The following is a 15,757-nucleotide window of genomic DNA, read 5'->3' on the forward strand; positions in this document are numbered from 1 at the left end:
GACTCCGCATGCATCGTTTTTCCTTGAAATCCCCCGCGTTCACCGTCTTCTTCGCGCTTCTGACATCATTGTTGGTGGCCTGTGCCCATCAGGTGCCTGTAGAGGTGGCAAAAAGCCAGAATGACCCGCGCGAGTACCGTTACCTGCAGCTTGATAATGGCCTGAAAGTCATGCTGGTGCACGCCCCCGAGACGGAAATGACCGCCGTGGCCCTGGCGGTCGGAGTCGGCAGTTTTCACAATCCGCAGCAGTTCCCGGGGTTGGCCCACTACCTCGAACATATGCTGTTCTTGGGCACTGAGGATTATCCCGAGCCCAATGCGTTGCAAAAGTACCTGGAAGAAAATGCCGGCTTTGCCAACGCTTATACCAGTAGTGACCACACCAATTATTATTTTCAAACGCCTAACGAGCTGCTCGATTCTTCGCTGGACCGGTTCAGCGACTACTTCAAGGCGCCGTTGTTTGATCGGGAATACAGTGACAAGGAGCGCACCGCGGTGCACAACGAGTGGTCCATGGGCAAGAGCCAGGACCCTCGGATCATGTTCCAGCTGCTGGGCCTGACCGGCAACCCGGAACACCCGGCGGCGCGGCTGAGCGTGGGCAACCGGGAGACCCTCCCCGGTGGCGAGGACAGCGGTCTGTACGAAGCGATGCTGGATTTTTACCAGCGCTACTACGTCGCGGAACTGATGACCCTGACGCTGGTGAGCCAGCGACCCCTTGCCGAGCAGGAAGCGCTGGTGCGAGAGCACTTCGCGGCCCTGCCGGAGGAGGAGGCTCCCTCCGCCGAAATCACCCAACCCGGCCTCCCGCCCAGTGCCTGGGGCAAGCACATTTACTACCGCCCCCAAAAAGATCTGAAGCAGCTGATTCTGGAATTTCCCATTGAGGACAACAGCGATCAGTGGCGAGTGAAACCCAACGCCTACTTGAGCAATATTTTAAGCTCTGAAGAGCCGGGTACTCTGGGGCACTATCTGCGCGAGCAAAACCTCGCCAACAGCATGGGAGCGGGTATTCAATCTGACTTCTTTGGTCGGGACGGTTTTGTCCGAATTTTCGTCGATGCCACCGAACAGGGGATGGCGCAGCGGGACCAAGTGATTGCCGCCACCCTTGCCTACATTGAACAAGTGCGCCAGAAAGGGGTAAAGCAGCGTTATTACGACGAGTACCGGACCCTGGCACAGAGAACCTTCAATGAACAGTCTCCACCCCAGCCGATGCAGCAGGCGGTCCACATCAGCGCCCTGATGCACGAACTGCCCCCGGCCTACGTAAACTCGGCCAACGCGTATTTTGAAGCCTTTGATCCGGCGGCGATCAACGCTGTGCTCGAACAGTTGCGGCCCGAGCGGTTGCGTGTCTGGCAAGTCAGCCAGAGCGAGCCGGTGGATACCGACATTCCATACTATGACGGCCGTTACGCCGTGGCTGACATTGAGCCGGAAACTTTGGCACGCTGGCAGTCCATGGCTCAAAACATCGAATTGAATCTGCCGCCCGCCAATACTCTGGCCAGCGGTGGCGATGCCGAGGCCATTGAACACTCGGTACAGTCATTTACCCAATTGATTGCCGAGCCGGGGCTGGACGTCTGGTTCCGGCATGCCGAGTATCACCGGGATGGAAAAGGCTACCTGCACTTTGTCTGGAACACGGACCTGGGGGTTGAGAACGCAAAGCACTTCGCGCTGGGCGCGATCATGAATGGTCTGTTGGGCGAGCAGAACATGAGCCTGGCAGATCGGGCCGGAAGGGCCGGCATCGACATCGGCTTTGACCGTTCCGAGAGCAACATGCAAAACCTGACCTTGCACGGGCCCGTGGGGAACCACGAAGAGTTGGTGAATGAACTGATGGGTGACGTGGCTCACCTGAGCTTTACCGACGCCGAGTTCGAGCGTCAGCGAAACCGCCTGCAGGAGTGGCTGAGCGGTGAAGACACCGATGCCCCGATGCACCAGCTGTACCGCTGGCTCGACCGTCGCACCCAGCGCTTCGAATGGGATGTGTCCGCCATCCTGGAAGCCAGCAAACAGATTACGCCCGAAGATCTGAGGGCCTATTACCGCCAGTGGCGGGATCAGGTCACCCTACGCTTGTATGCCTATGGCCACTATCGACCGGAGCAGGTTCGCGCCATGGCCCGAAATGCAGAACAGGCCTTGGGTCCGGACCGCCACCCCGGGCCCTTGTATATCACCGAAACTGAAACGCCCGAACCGGACGAACATTGGAACATTGAGCGCACGGTAGAGCACAACGATGTGGGTTGGATGCGCGCCTATGTGGCGCCGGGCTCGAAGATGGAGCCCTTCGCCCGCCTGTTACTGCTCAACATGTTGATCAATAACCCCATGTACACCCAATTGCGTACCGAAGAGCAGTGGGGTTATGTGGTCAACGCCGGGGTGACCCGCCTTGGGGAGCAGCCGGCGCTGGTGCTGCTGGTCCAGAGTTCGGAAAAAACACTGCCCGCCATTCAGGAACGAGTCGAACGGTTCTTGACGGATTATGAGGCGACGCTGTCCGAGCTGGATGATGCCCAGCTCAATCCCCTGCGCGAGTCCCTGGTGGCCCAACTGACTCAACCGCCGAATGATTTTGCTCAGGAAGCGAGTCGATATCGGGGTGACTTCTATCGCAACAACACCGACTTCGACACCCGGGAACGCCTCGTGGAGGCCTTGAAAATGGTCACGCCGGAACAGATCAAACGGGCGTTCGAGCAGTGGGTGTTGGGTGACCACAGCGGGCTCATTACGCTGCAGGCCAAAGGTACGGGATTTACCGAGGCGGGATTTGCCGACATTGACGACTAGAAACCGGTTACACCTGAATTAATTCGCTCTCTTCCTTTGACGGCCAGTGTGACCTGATGAACCACAAATTCGTGGTGATTATCGGTTACATTGGCCTTCAGACCCTCATAAAGGCCCCTTGACGCCCCGTCTGCAAGCTTCCATATTCAGAACGTGGTCGGGCACGTATTCCCGGCTGCCCAATAACGATAGCCAATAATAAGGACTCACCGGGCAATGATCCGGGGGCCAACCAACAGAGAGAATCAACCATGACAATCTACCGCCTGATCGTTGCCGGGATGGTGGCGGGGCTGTTGTCCGCCTGTGGCAGCTCCTCATCCGACGGCGACACAAATGCTTCTTCCTCTTCAAGCCAAAGCGTTTCTTCCGAAACCAGTGTCTCTTCCGACAGCAGCGCCTCCTCTTCCGAGCCAGCCAGCCCGTGCGATGAAACCCTCTACCTGTGTGATGACTTCTCCAGGGGCGATACCGCACTGTGGGAAATTCTGTCGGAACCCGCCAACGTCGACGGGCCGGACGGCAGCTTTGCCGTCGTGACCGACGGGGGAAATCAGGTGCTGCAGTTTACGGCCAACAATCAAGGCGGGGTGCTGGCGCTGCTGACCGAGGAGGCCATGGCCGAAATCCCCGGTGCGGATTACTTCGTAGAAGCGCGAATACGGCCCCGGGAAAACAGCACCACCAGCAACAAGTTTCTGTTTTTGCTCGCCCGCTATCAGGACAAGGATGATTGGTACGGTGGCGGACTGAACGTGCAAAACGCTCTGACCAGCACCAAAGTGGAAGTGGCGGTGATGGAAGATGGCACCATTGACCGTCCGGTTCAGATGGGCCGCCCCATTGTTCAGGGTGCACGCGATGAGCTTGACGGGCAGTGGTACACCGTTCGCTTTGAGTTGATTGGCCCGGAGCTGACCGTTTACCTCGATGGTGAGAAAATCGGCACCACTACCGATACTGCCTTTACCGACAAGGGGCGGATCGGCCTCTATACCTACAACAAGTCCTTCGAGCTGGATGATTTGAAAGTCGGCGACCCGGTGATCAAACCTGTGCAGTTGACCTTTGTCCCCTCGGAAATCAGTTGGTCGGCCGAAGCGGGTGACCCGAATTACGTCATAGAAGTCACCGCCAGGCAGAATGATGGAGAAACCGCGGACACCTTTACCGTTACCTCCAGCAACGCCGCGGTGGTCAGTGTGGCGGTGGAGGGCACCACCGTAAGTTTGACCCCGGTAGCGGAGGGCACGGCGCAGATCACTTTTACCAGCGGCTCCGACCCCAGCGTGATGCGCACCATCAGCGCCGAAGTCGCGCCCGCCTTCATCCAGCCTGAGGCAACCTACAGCGCTCTGAGCGATCGGACCATGCCCGTCCCGGGTGCCACCGATGTGCCCTTGGATACGCCACTGCGCCTGCAGTTTAACAGCGAACCGACGTTGGGCGAGGTGGGTTCACTGCGCATATTCCGTGCGGACGACGACACCCTGGTGGATACCGTGCGTCTGTCCGATGAAACCGACCAGCTCGGTTACGAAGGGCAGGACCGACGGCGCGAGATGAACGTTCAGCCCTTCTTTGTGAAGGGCGACACCGTTACGGCTTCCCTGCACACCGGTGTTCTCGAACCGGGCACCGAATACTATGTGGCCATTGGCGATGGCGTCCTGAATGATGCCCAGCTCGGTGGCGCCAACTTTGTCGGCTTGGGTAAAGCCGCGCAATGGACCTTTACTACCCGGGCCACTCTCCCCGAGGGGCCGAACTTCACTGTGGACGATGATGGCGCCGCCGATTTCCGCACGGTGCAAGGTGCCCTCAATCACGTCATGGAATACCTGGCCAAAGACGACGCCACCACCATCAGCATCATGAACGGGGTCTATCACCAGCCTTTGTATCTGCGTAACAAAAACAATGTGACGCTCAGTGGCGAGAGCCGAGACGGCACTGTACTGCAATACCGCAATTCCGATGCAATCAACGGTGGCACCAGCAACCGCAATGTCTTTCTGGTCGAAAGTGCCGACATGCTGACGTTGGAAAATCTTACCTTGCGCAACACCATTCTGAGGTCCGATCCGGACGGTGCGCAGGCGGAGACCCTCTACTTCAATAGCGACGACGGCCGCCTGGTGGCCAAGAACGCGGCATTCTATAGCGAGCAAGACACTTTACTGATCAAAGGCTACAGCTGGTTCTACCAAACACTGGTGGCCGGCAACGTCGATTTTATCTGGGGGTATCCACAGGCCGCTCTGTTTGAAGAGAGTGAAATTCGCACCATCGGCGACAGCCGAGGCGGCAGTGGCGGAGGTTATGTGCTACAGGCGCGCGCTGGGGAGAGTGGCAAAGGTTTTGTTTTCCTCAACAGTCGTCTGACCAATGGCCCGGGCCCGGCGGGTAATACCGTCGCAGACGGCTCCACCTACCTGGCGCGCAGCGGAGGCAGTGAAAGCTACTACGACACCATCGCCTTTATTAACTGTGAAATGGGCGATCACATCGCTGATATCGGTTGGGCCGGTGAGGGCATCAACGATCAGCCCGCGCCCAATCCGGACCCGGCCACCGCCACCATGGGCTGGCGCGAGTACGGCAGCATCACCGTGGAAGGCCAGCCCATCGATCTGTCCGCTCGCCACGACAGCGTGTATATCCTGAATGACAGTGAAATGAATGCCGAGCTGTCGACCCGGGCGCAGATCTTTGAAGATTTCGGCACCGAAGGCTGGGAGCCTATGCCGTAAGGCAAGTGGGGTCATTTCTGGCCCCGCCTATTTCATAAAAACGCACTATCAGAACGAGAGTAATGAACCATGACTTTGAATAAACTAGCATTGGTGACCGCCATGAGTGCGGTTCTGACCGCCTGCGGCGGCTCTTCTTCCGGTGGAGACAATTCATCCTCCAGCTTGTCCAGCAGTGAGGCGTCCAGCTCCGAAAGCAGCGGCTCGTCACAGAGCAGCGCCGGCTCTGAGCCTACCACGGGGATCTTGAGCTGCGAGAACGCTAACCGCATTCAGGGCTTTGCCGCCATGGGAGACGGCACCACGGGCGGCGCCGGGGGAACCGAAGTGACGGTTACCTCGGGCCAGGAACTGGTAGCCGCGTTGTCGAATAAAGGCAGCGAACCGCTCACCATTTATGTGGACGGTACGATTACGCCGGACGGTGTATCAGATGGTAAGTTCAATATAAAAGATATGAACGATGTGTCTATTATTGGTGTGGAAGACAGGGCCTTGTTCGATGGCATCGGCATTAAAATCACTCGTGCGCACAACGTCATTATTCGCAATGTCACCATGCGTTATGTCAACATAGGCGACAAAGACCACATCAGTCTGGAAGGGCCGGCCACGCACATCTGGATTGATCACAACACTTTCTATAACAGTCTGGATTCGGAAAAGGACTTTTACGATGAATTGGTCAGTGGCAAAAGATCCGTGGACAATGTCACTATCTCCTACAACATTCTGAGAGACAGCTGGAAAACCTCCCTATGGGGTAGTAGCGACTCGGATAATTTCGAACGCCGTATTACCTTTTACGGTAACCATTGGAGCAACGTAAATTCCCGTTTGCCACTGTTCCGTTTTGGCCAGGCGCACATCTTCAATAACTATTATCAAACCGTATTGAGTACCGCCATTAATTCACGAATGGGGGCGACCATAAGAATTGAAGGCAATGTCTTCGAGGATGTGCAAAATCCCATTGTGGCATTTTACAGCGAGGAGGTTGGTTACTGGGATCTGGAAGACAACCTGTTTATCGACGTTACCTGGACGGAGGGTGATGGTGTGACCGCCGGCCCTAACCCTGAGTCAACCGTCAGCTATACGCCCGCCTACGACTACGACAAACTGTCCGCGGAAGATACCAAGGCGCATGTATTGAACAATGCAGGCGCCGGTGTTATCACCGACTGCCTGTAGCTCGAACGCCGGGGCTCGCGCTCAAGGCGAGCCCGGCGCACCTTTCAGCGCCGCCAGAACATGGGGCTGAACAACACCAACAAGGTGAACACCTCGAGGCGGCCCAACAGCATGGCAAAGGTCAGAATCCACTTGGCGGGGTCGCTGATGGAGCCGTAGTTGCTCGCTACATTGCCCATGCCCGGACCCAGGTTGGTAATGCAGGCACCGACGGCGGAAAAGGAGGTTTCCAGATCGAGACCGGTCATCAGCAGCATCAGAAACATGGCGATGTACATCACCACGTACATGGCAAAAAAGCCCCATACCGCTTCAATCACTCGATCCGGCACGGTGATTTTGCCAATCTTGACGGGAATGATGGCATTGGGGTGAATCAGCCGATTGATTTCCCGCACGCCCTGTTTATAAAGCAGCAGTACACGAATCATCTTCATACCGCCGCCGGTGGAGCTGGCACACCCACCCAGAAAAGCGAGAATAAACAGCATATAGGGTAGGAAAGAGGGCCAGTAATTGAAGTCCGAGGCGAAGCCCGCCGTGGTCAATGTCGAGGCCAGGTTGTAGAAGCCCAATACCAGACTGTCCGTGATGCCGTATTCCCGGGTGAAATAGAGCACACTGACGGTAACGATGGTGCCGAAGATTACCCAGCCCGAATAGAAGCGGAACTCCGCATCCGCCAGGTAGTGGCGCAGGCTCTTTTCCTGCCAGGCGACAAAGTGCAGGGCGAAGTTGGCACCGGCGATCAACATGAACACACTACAGATCAGCAGAATAGAGGAGCTGTCATAGTAGCGAAGGCTTTGGTCATGGCTGGAAAAGCCACCGTTGGCAACGGTCGAAAAGCTGTGCCCGAGCGCTTCAAACCAGTTCATCCCCGCGAGCTTATAAGCGGCGAAACAGGTGACAGTGAACATCACGTACAGCAGGAACAGCGCTTTGGCGGTTTCGGTAATGCGGGGCGTGAGTTTGTTGTCCTTTACCGGTCCCGGGGCTTCGGCGCGGTAAAGCTGCATCCCCCCGATACCCAGCAGCGGCAGAATGGCCACGGCGATCACAATAATCCCGATGCCGCCGAGCCATTGGAGTTGGTGACGGTAATACAGAATTGACGGGGGCAACTGATCCAGCCCACTGATGACCGTCGCCCCGGTGGTGGTCAGCCCGGAGAGCGATTCGAAAATCGCATCGGTCACCGACAGGTTCAGCCCCATGGAGAAATACAGCGGCAGGGCCCCGAACAGCCCCAGTACGAACCAGAAGAGGGCGGTAATCAGGAAGCCGTCCCGCGTGCGCAAGTCGTGCCGGCGCCCGCGCACCGGAAACCAGATGCCGACGCCGGCGCCGAAGGTCAGCACGAACCCGATCAGAAAAGTCAGGTAATTTTGATCGTGAAACCAGAGCGAGACGCTGATGGGCACCAGCAGCGTCAGGCTGAACAGCATCAGCAGTACGCCCAGTACCCGTGCAATAGTGGCAAACTGCATAAGCGTCCCGGAGCTAGAAGAAGGTGAAGCCTACCTGGAAGAGTTTCTCCAGATCGCGAATGTGCTGTTTCTTGAGCAGGAAAACGATCACGTGATCGCCCGGCTCCACTACCAGGTGGTCGTGAGCGATCAGTACCTCGCTGGTGTTCTCATCCTTTTCCCGCACGATGGCCCCGATGTTGGCGCCTTCGGGCAGGTCGATATCCTCCAGTGCCCGTCCGACGACTTTGGAGGAGCTCTGGTCCCCGTGGGCGATCAGCTCGATGGCCTCGGCGGCGCCGCGGCGCAGGGAGTGGACGTTGACCATATCCCCCCGGCGCACGTGGGTGAGCAGGCTGCCGATGGTCGTGGTCTGGGGGGAGATCGCGATATCGATCTCACCGCCCTGGACCAGATCCACATAGGCCGGGTTGTTGATCAGCGCCATCACCTTGCGTGCGCCCAGGCGCTTGGCGAGCATTGAAGACATGATGTTGGCTTCATCGTCATTGGTCAGCGCGAGGAAGACGTCGGTGTCCTCAATGTTCTCCTCCAGCAGCAGGTCCTGGTCCGAGGCATTGCCCTGGAGGACGATGCTGCGCTCGAGCTGCTCGGACAACTGCCCGCAGCGATGCTTATTGTGCTCGAGCACCCGCACGTTGTATTTGCCTTCGAGTTTCTTGGCCAGGCGCAGGCCGATATTGCCACCGCCGGCAATAATGATGCGCTTGTAGGCCGTTTCCAGGCGGCGCAACTCGCTCATGACTGCGCGAATGTCATTCTTCGCGGCGATGAAAAACACTTCATCGTCCGCCTCGATCACGGTGGAACCGTGGGGCATGATGGCGCGGTTGCGCCGGTAGATGGCCGCCACACGGGTATCGACGTTGGGCATGTGCTGGCGCAGAAAGCGCAGCTCCTGGCCCACCAGCGGCCCGCCGTGATAGGCCTTTACCGCCACCAGCTGCGCCTTGCCCTGGGCAAAATCCAGTACCTGTAGTGCACCGGGTTGTTCAATCAGCCGATAGATATAGTCGGACACTAGCTGTTCCGGGCTGATCAGTACGTCGACCGGAATGGCGCTGTCGGTGAAGAGCTTGTCGTAGGTCAGGTAGGCGTTGGAACGTACTCGCGCGATTTTGGTGGGGGTCCGGAACAGACTGTGAGCGACCTGGCAGGCGACCATGTTGATTTCATCGTTGCTGGTCACCGCCACCAGCAAGTCCGCGTCCTCGATGCCGGCCTGTACCAGTATGTCCGGGTGGGAGCCCTCGCCGGTGACCACGCCGATATCGATGCGATCACGCAGCTCGCGCAGGCGCACTTCGTCGGTGTCGATCACAGTGATGTCGTTCGCTTCGCTGGCCAAATGTTCGGCCAGGCTGCCGCCCACTTGTCCGGCGCCGAGAATAATGATTTTCATAGGCTCGCTATTTCAGGCTGTGCGACTGCAAAGCGGTATTCTGCCTCAATTGTCGGGATTTTTCTTCCCGATCTTACGCAGTCGCGCGTAGTAAAAGCCGTCGTGGCCGCCCAACTGCGGTAACAACTGTCGGCCACAGGGCTGAGGCAAGCCCCAGTCGGCATCGAGGGTATCGTTGCGGGCGCTCGCCTCCCGCTGCAAAAATGCTTCCACCACCTGGGTGTTTTCTTCCGGCAACACCGAGCAGGTGGCGTAGACCAACACGCCGCCGGGGGCCAACGTCGACCACAAAGCGTCAAGTAGGCGCCCTTGCAATTCACTCAGGCGCTCAATGTCAGCCGCCGAACGCAGCAGCTTGATGTCCGGTTGGCGGCGCAGAATACCGGTGGCGGAGCAGGGCGCATCGAGCAGAATCCGGTCGAAGGGCTCGCCGTCCCACCAGTCGGACGGGCGGGTACCGTCACCGCAGACCACGTCGGCGGAAAGGCCCAGGCGCGCGAGGTTCTCCCGCACCCGGTCGAGGCGGCGGGCTTCACTGTCCAGCGCGATGACCTGTTTCAGGCCGGGCTCGGTCTCCAGTATGTGTCCGGTTTTCCCGCCGGGGGCGGCGCAGGCATCCAGTACCCGTTGCCCCGGCGCAAGCTCCAGCAGCCGGGCGCTCAGTTGGGCCGCCTCGTCCTGCACGCTCACGCCACCGGCTTCAAACAGCGGCAGTGTTGTGACATCACAGGGGGTCTCGATGGTAAAGCCGACACTGCTGAAGGGTGTGGGGCGTGCTTGAATCCCGTGCTCGTGCAAAGTCGCGAGGTACTCTTCCGGCTGTTGATGGGCCGGGTTGATCCGCATGGTCAGGGGCGGGTGGGCGTTGTTGGCCTCGATAATGGCCTCATACTGCTCGGGCCAGTGTTTTTTCAGCCGTGCCAGCAACCATTCGGGGTGAGCGCTCGCAAACTCGGGATCATCGGCCAATTGGGCCTCCAGCGACTCCTTCTCGCGTTGAAAGCGGCGCAAGACGCCGTTGATCAGTCCTTTCGCCCAGGGTTTTTTCAGCTCGCGGGCCGACTCCACCGTGGCGCCGATGGCGGCGTGATCGGGAATGCGGGTAAACAGCAGCTGGTAAAGGCCGAGCAACAGTAGCGCCTGGACATCGCTGTCTTTGGTCTTCAGGGGTTTGTCCAACAAAACACCGAGGTAGGCGTTCAGACGGGGGTACCAGCGGCTGGTGCCGTAGCTCAGCTCCTGCAGCAGCGGACCGTCCCGCTCGGGAATTCGGCCCTGATAATCCGATAGCAGGCTGGCAAGCGAACCTCGGTCGCGCAGCAAATCCGCCAACAGCTTCGCGGCCGCTGTGCGAACCTTCACGCTTGGGGCTCCGGCAAGGTAAAGCGATCACCCACCTGGAATAGATCGGCGCGGCCACGCAGCAGGTCCGCCACCGGCATGGCTTTTTTGCCGGGTAACTGCAGCTTTTTCAGGGCCAGAGCGCCTTCGCCGCAGGCGACCACCACGGCGTCTTTGGTGACCTCAGCCACCTCACCCGGAGTCTGGTCGTTGCGGTGGGGGAGGGTGCTTGCCTGCCAAACCCGAATCGGGTCTTTCTGATCATTCAGTCGGGTGTGGCAAATCGGAAACGGTGTGAAAGCTCGAACCTGTCTCTCAAGCTCGGTCGCGGGCCGCTGCCAGTCCAGGGCCGCTTCGGCCTTGGTGATCTTGGGGGCGTAATTGCTCAGGTTGTCGTCCTGCGGCTCCGGTTGGGCGGTGCCGGTGGCGAGCTGCGTCACCGCTTCCAGCAGGGCGGGACCACCCAGCTCGATCAGGCGGTCGTGCAGGTCACCGGCCGTGTCGGTCGCCTCAATCGGGCAGCGGGCCTTGACCAGCATAGCCCCGGTATCCAGCCCCACATCCATCTGCATGATGGTCACGCCGGATTCGGTGTCGCCGGCTTCGATGGCTCGTTGAATGGGCGCCGCGCCGCGCCAGCGAGGTAGCAGTGACGCATGCACGTTGATACAGCCCAGCCTGGGGGTGTCCAGAACGGCCTTGGGTAGCAGCAGGCCATAGGCCACCACCACCATCAAATCGGCGTCGAGCGTCGCCAGCTCGGCTTGCGCCGCTTCGGACTTGAGACTGTCTGGCTGATACACAGGCAAGCCGGCGTCCAGGGCCAGCTGCTTGACCGGGCTGGCTTGCAATTTCTTGCCCCGACCAGCGGGCCGGTCGGGCTGTGTGTAAACGCCCACCAACTGGTGATCACTGGCCAACAGGGCTTTCAGGTGATGGGCGGCAAAATTGGGCGTGCCCGCGAAGACTATTCGCAGGCGTTTGCGGGAATCGGGGTGCGGCATGGTATCCGTCTGTCTGGGCGGGCCCGGGTTCAGGCCTGCAATCGGTGTTGTTTTTCCAGCTTCTTGCGAATGCGCGAGCGCTTCATCGGGGAGATGTAATCCACGAACAGCTTGCCGTTCAGGTGGTCCAGCTCGTGCTGAATACACACGGCCAACAGGCCGTCGGGCTCCAGAGTGAAGGGCTTGCCGTCCCGTCCGAGGGCCTCAACGCGCACGTTTTCGGGCCGCTCCACGGTTTCGTAGAAGCCGGGTACGGACAGACAGCCTTCGTCGTAGGGGCGCAGGGTCTCTTCGTCCAGCACGGTCACTTCCGGGTTAATGAACACCATCGGCTCGCTCTGATCGTCGCTGACGTCGATCACCACGATGCGCTCGTGCACATTCACCTGAGTGGCCGCCAGGCCCACGCCGGGCGCGGCATACATGGTCTCGAACATATCATCCACGAGCTGGCGAATTCGCTCGTCGACCTCGGCGACAGGCTTGGCGACAGTCCTGAGGCGGGGATCGGGGAATTCCAGAATCTCGAGTTTCGCCATAATCTTTGTGACAAACCTCTAGTAAAAGAAGAAAAACCGTTGCTAACATGATGATCACACAGCGTTTACTTGCTATGCTTGGGGCTTAGCGCTCTATTTCCAATCCCTTGGGGGCATTGGTCGCGCTCGCTGTTAGCACTGAGACAGGATTATAACCGGTTAGGGCCTGTTTACCCTAATGCAATGGCCGCTTTGTGACGCGGCGGCCATTGTATTGCGGTAAACAGGTCGCACGCACCTCCGGGCCTAACAATACAGGATCGGTTTCTATGAAAAAGTTGATGCTGGGGCTACTCCTGGCCCCGCTGCTCGCCGTGTGGAGCTGGGCGGAAGATGCCGCCTTCCGGAGCGACCACCCGGATGAGTACATTGTGGAAAAAGGCGATACCCTCTGGGATATCTCCAATACCTTCCTGAACAGCCCCTGGCTCTGGCCCGAAATCTGGCACGTTAACCAGCAGATCGAAAACCCTCACCTGATCTACCCGGGGGATGTGATTTATCTGGTGTACGTCGACGGTGAGCCCCGTCTGACCATGGATCGGCCGGTCAAGCTGGCGCCGGGTACCACCAAACTCAGCCCCAGTGTGCGCGTACTGCCCGAAGACGAGGCTATCAGCACTATTCCCCTGGACCGCGTCAATGCCTTCCTGTCTCGCAGTCGCATCGTCACCGATGAGGCGCTGGAAGCGGCCCCCTATATGTTGGCGGGCCCTGAAAAGCGCCTGATTGTTGCGGAAGGGGACTATGCCTACGCCCGCGGGGACATCGACGAAGATGTCGCCAACTACGGCGTCTATCGCCGGGAGGAGGCTTATACGGACCCCGTCACCGGCGAGTACCTCGGTACTCACGCCATGAACATCGGCACCGTCAATACCGGTACGGTTGAGGGGGACATCACCAAGGTCCAGGTGCTGCGCTCGCGCGAAGAGCTGCGCATGGGCGACCGTCTGCTACCGAGTGAAGAACGCACCATCGAACCCAACTTCTACCCCAGCGCCCCGGACGATGAAATCAACGGGCTGATCATGGCGGTGGAAGGCGGCGTCAGCCAGGTGGGCAAGCTCGACGTGATCATGGTCAACAAGGGCGAGCGCGAAGGCCTGCTGGTGGGCAATGTGCTGGCGGTCTACAAGCGCGGCGAAACCACCCGTGACCCGGTCACCGGTGAGAGCGTCACCCTGCCCGACGAGCGGGCGGGCCTGGTCATGGTCTTCCGTACCTTTGAGAAGATGAGCCTGGCGCTGGTGCTGGAAGCCGAGCGGCCCCTGGCGGTCAACGACAAGCTGCTCAATCCTTGATAAACTCACCGTCGTTCGGTGGTGATCTCCACCGAACGACGGTGACAGGATCTTCTGTGATCCTTCAGTTTGTAACCTAAGCAACGTAACGTGTTTTACAGCATTTAAGGACGAACGAGGCGTTTATGGAAAAACACCATTATTTTCATCTTTTACTGCAACACCTCCCCGGCGCCGGCGCCGCCCGACGGGCCCGATTGCTGGAACGGTTCGGAAATGCATCCGCCGTTTTCCGTCAGACCCGGGACATGCTCCAACCCTGGCTCAACCCCGAAGCCCTCTCCGCGCTCTTCGAATATCAACAGGCTCCCAAAACCAGCCGGCTTTACCAGCGCGCCCAGAAAGACCTGGACTGGCTGATGGAGCACCCGGAAGTCTCCGTGATCAGTGTGGAAGACGAAGACTATCCTCCTTTGCTCAAGGAAATCCGCCGGGCGCCGCCATTGCTGTTCGTGCGCGGCTCGGTCACCGCTCTGAGCATGCCCCAGATCGCCATGGTGGGCAGCCGTAATCCCTCGACCGGCGGGCGCGACAATGCCCGCCAATTCGCCGCCTTTCTGGCAGGGCGAGGGTTTGCCATTACCAGTGGCCTGGCATTGGGCGTGGACGGCTATGCCCACAACGGTGCATTGGATGCGAGTGGCATCACCATCGGCGTATTGGGCACCGGTATTGATCGGCTCTACCCCGCCCGCCATAAACGACTGGCTCAGCAGATACTCGACAATGGCGGCGCCCTGGTCTCGGAGTTTCCCATCAATACCAGCCCTCAACCGGCCAATTTCCCTCAGCGCAACCGGATTATCAGCGGTCTGAGTGGCGGCACTCTGGTGGTGGAAGCGGCCCTTAAAAGCGGTTCACTCATCACCGCCCGCTATGCGTTGCAGCAAAACCGCGAAGTGTTTGCCATCCCCGGCTCCATCCACAATCCGCTCGCCCGCGGCTGTCACCGCCTGATTCGCGAAGGAGCGACTCTGGTGGAAACCGCGCGGGATATTGTCGAGCAACTCGGCGGCTACCTGGGCTACCAGGAGTCCCTGTTCGAGACCGGGGCCGACCAACAACCGGAGATGGACCTGACCAACGGCGAGCAGCGCGTACTCCAAGCCCTCGGTCACGACCCCATGGACCTGGACAGCCTTGCCGACCACAGCGAGATGGACGTGGGAGAACTCTCCGCCTGCCTGATCAGCCTGCAACTCAAAGGCGCCGTGGCAGAAACTGCGGCGGGGTTTGAGCGGACGACTCTGGCCAACCAGAGCGTGGGCGCCTGACAAAAAGGGCTACCAATTTTTACAGCGTTTCACGTTTTTATAAAACATGAAAGGTGATGCTTGACGTAGAGTAGAAGTCCCTCGCAATTAGTTGGCTAGAAGGAAACACCACTATGAGCTACCGCAGGACTTTTGGCGCCCTGAGCGCCGCTCTCACACTGATGTCACTTTCAGGGTGCGGTGGAGACGGCACGCCGACCATCGTGCTCTCCGAAGAACAGGCCCGACTCAATCAGAACCTCAGTCGTTGGGAAAACGCGGATATCAGTCGTTATGAGTACGAGTATCGCCGCTCCTGTTATTGCCCCGATCTGCTAAAGACCGTCGTCACTGTTCAGGGCGGGGAGGTCACCGAGGCCTTTTACAAGGAGGACGGCACCTACCTTTCCGACAAGCAGCTCGAACAACTTTATACCACCAACGAACTGTTCGATATTGTTCAGGATGCCATCAATGACAGGGTCTTTTCCCTGGACGTTGAGTACGACCCCACTCTGGGCTACCCCACCCGCATAGCGATTGATCGAGACGAACAAATGGTCGATGAAGAAATCACTCATTATGCGAGCTCGCTTCAATAGACGTGGCTTTGTCCGACAACAACCTTCGGGTATTGTCGGGCTCT

Annotated in this window: 11 protein-coding genes; 6 read left to right on the forward strand and 5 right to left on the reverse strand. The window is 58.9% G+C overall.

Features of this window, described 5'->3' with window-relative positions; all coding sequences use genetic code 11:
* Positions 1 to 8 precede the first annotated feature (8 nt).
* From G547_RS0110390 to G547_RS0110400, 3 genes are all read left to right on the forward strand, one after another.
* The gene (locus G547_RS0110390; protein WP_027329805.1) at positions 9 to 2,831 is read left to right on the forward strand and encodes an insulinase family protein; all 2,823 of its coding nucleotides are present in this window, start codon (positions 9 to 11) and stop codon (positions 2,829 to 2,831) included.
* Between the two features lie 251 nt (positions 2,832 to 3,082).
* A complete protein-coding gene (locus G547_RS20945; RefSeq protein WP_051235224.1) occupies positions 3,083 to 5,584 on the forward strand; it encodes a pectinesterase family protein in 2,502 nt (833 codons plus the stop codon).
* Positions 5,585 to 5,653: 69 nt separating this feature from the next.
* On the forward strand, positions 5,654 to 6,778 hold the full coding sequence (locus tag G547_RS0110400; RefSeq protein ID WP_027329806.1) for a pectate lyase family protein: 1,125 nt from the start codon (positions 5,654 to 5,656) through the stop codon (positions 6,776 to 6,778).
* Between the two features lie 44 nt (positions 6,779 to 6,822).
* Here the strand turns inward: G547_RS0110400 and G547_RS0110405 are convergent, their stop codons facing one another.
* The 5 genes from G547_RS0110405 to def are packed head-to-tail and all read right to left on the reverse strand — an operon-like array spanning position 6,823 to position 12,554.
* Entirely contained in the window at positions 6,823 to 8,268 is a 1,446-nt protein-coding gene (locus tag G547_RS0110405) for a TrkH family potassium uptake protein (RefSeq protein WP_027329807.1), read from the reverse strand.
* A 13-nt stretch (positions 8,269 to 8,281) separates the two neighbouring features.
* Complete coding sequence (gene trkA / locus G547_RS0110410; protein WP_027329808.1) at positions 8,282 to 9,670, reverse strand: Trk system potassium transporter TrkA; 1,389 nt, start codon at positions 9,668 to 9,670, stop codon at positions 8,282 to 8,284.
* A gap of 45 nt (positions 9,671 to 9,715) precedes the next feature.
* Positions 9,716 to 11,032 (reverse strand): 16S rRNA (cytosine(967)-C(5))-methyltransferase RsmB, encoded by a 1,317-nt coding sequence (rsmB, locus tag G547_RS0110415; RefSeq protein WP_027329809.1) that lies wholly within the window; start codon positions 11,030 to 11,032, stop codon positions 9,716 to 9,718.
* Positions 11,029 to 12,015, reverse strand: a complete 987-nt coding sequence (gene fmt / locus G547_RS0110420; protein ID WP_036188017.1) for a methionyl-tRNA formyltransferase — start codon at positions 12,013 to 12,015, stop codon at positions 11,029 to 11,031. The genes rsmB and fmt overlap by 4 nt, the downstream gene beginning before the upstream one ends.
* A 29-nt stretch (positions 12,016 to 12,044) precedes the next feature.
* Positions 12,045 to 12,554: a peptide deformylase gene (def, locus tag G547_RS0110425; RefSeq protein WP_027329811.1), complete on the reverse strand. Its 510-nt coding sequence runs from the start codon at positions 12,552 to 12,554 to the stop codon at positions 12,045 to 12,047.
* A 269-nt stretch (positions 12,555 to 12,823) separates the two neighbouring features.
* On the opposite strand from def, the gene G547_RS0110430 reads away from it, so the two are divergent.
* From G547_RS0110430 to G547_RS0110440, 3 genes are all read left to right on the forward strand, one after another.
* A complete protein-coding gene (locus tag G547_RS0110430; protein WP_027329812.1) occupies positions 12,824 to 13,858 on the forward strand; it encodes a LysM peptidoglycan-binding domain-containing protein in 1,035 nt (344 codons plus the stop codon).
* A 125-nt stretch (positions 13,859 to 13,983) separates the two neighbouring features.
* Entirely contained in the window at positions 13,984 to 15,132 is a 1,149-nt protein-coding gene (dprA, locus tag G547_RS0110435) for a DNA-processing protein DprA (RefSeq protein WP_027329813.1), read from the forward strand.
* Positions 15,133 to 15,245: 113 nt separating this feature from the next.
* Positions 15,246 to 15,713 (forward strand): DUF6174 domain-containing protein, encoded by a 468-nt coding sequence (locus G547_RS0110440; protein WP_027329814.1) that lies wholly within the window; start codon positions 15,246 to 15,248, stop codon positions 15,711 to 15,713.
* Positions 15,714 to 15,757: the final 44 nt, after the last annotated feature.

This window comes from Marinimicrobium agarilyticum DSM 16975 (assembly GCF_000423345.1).
Classification (GTDB): domain Bacteria; phylum Pseudomonadota; class Gammaproteobacteria; order Pseudomonadales; family Cellvibrionaceae; genus Marinimicrobium; species Marinimicrobium agarilyticum.

Excerpts from the sequence above, each read along its gene's own strand:
- G547_RS0110390 (WP_027329805.1), top strand. The coding sequence starts at position 9 with ATGCATCGTTTTTCCTTGAAATCCCCCGCGTTCACCGTCTTCTTCGCG.
- G547_RS20945 (WP_051235224.1), top strand. The coding sequence starts at position 3,083 with ATGACAATCTACCGCCTGATCGTTGCCGGGATGGTGGCGGGGCTGTTG.
- G547_RS0110400 (WP_027329806.1), top strand. The coding sequence starts at position 5,654 with ATGACTTTGAATAAACTAGCATTGGTGACCGCCATGAGTGCGGTTCTG.
- G547_RS0110405 (WP_027329807.1), bottom strand. The coding sequence starts at position 8,268 with ATGCAGTTTGCCACTATTGCACGGGTACTGGGCGTACTGCTGATGCTG.
- trkA (WP_027329808.1), bottom strand. The coding sequence starts at position 9,670 with ATGAAAATCATTATTCTCGGCGCCGGACAAGTGGGCGGCAGCCTGGCC.
- fmt (WP_036188017.1), bottom strand. The coding sequence starts at position 12,015 with ATGCCGCACCCCGATTCCCGCAAACGCCTGCGAATAGTCTTCGCGGGC.
- def (WP_027329811.1), bottom strand. The coding sequence starts at position 12,554 with ATGGCGAAACTCGAGATTCTGGAATTCCCCGATCCCCGCCTCAGGACT.
- G547_RS0110430 (WP_027329812.1), top strand. The coding sequence starts at position 12,824 with ATGAAAAAGTTGATGCTGGGGCTACTCCTGGCCCCGCTGCTCGCCGTG.
- dprA (WP_027329813.1), top strand. The coding sequence starts at position 13,984 with ATGGAAAAACACCATTATTTTCATCTTTTACTGCAACACCTCCCCGGC.
- G547_RS0110440 (WP_027329814.1), top strand. The coding sequence starts at position 15,246 with ATGAGCTACCGCAGGACTTTTGGCGCCCTGAGCGCCGCTCTCACACTG.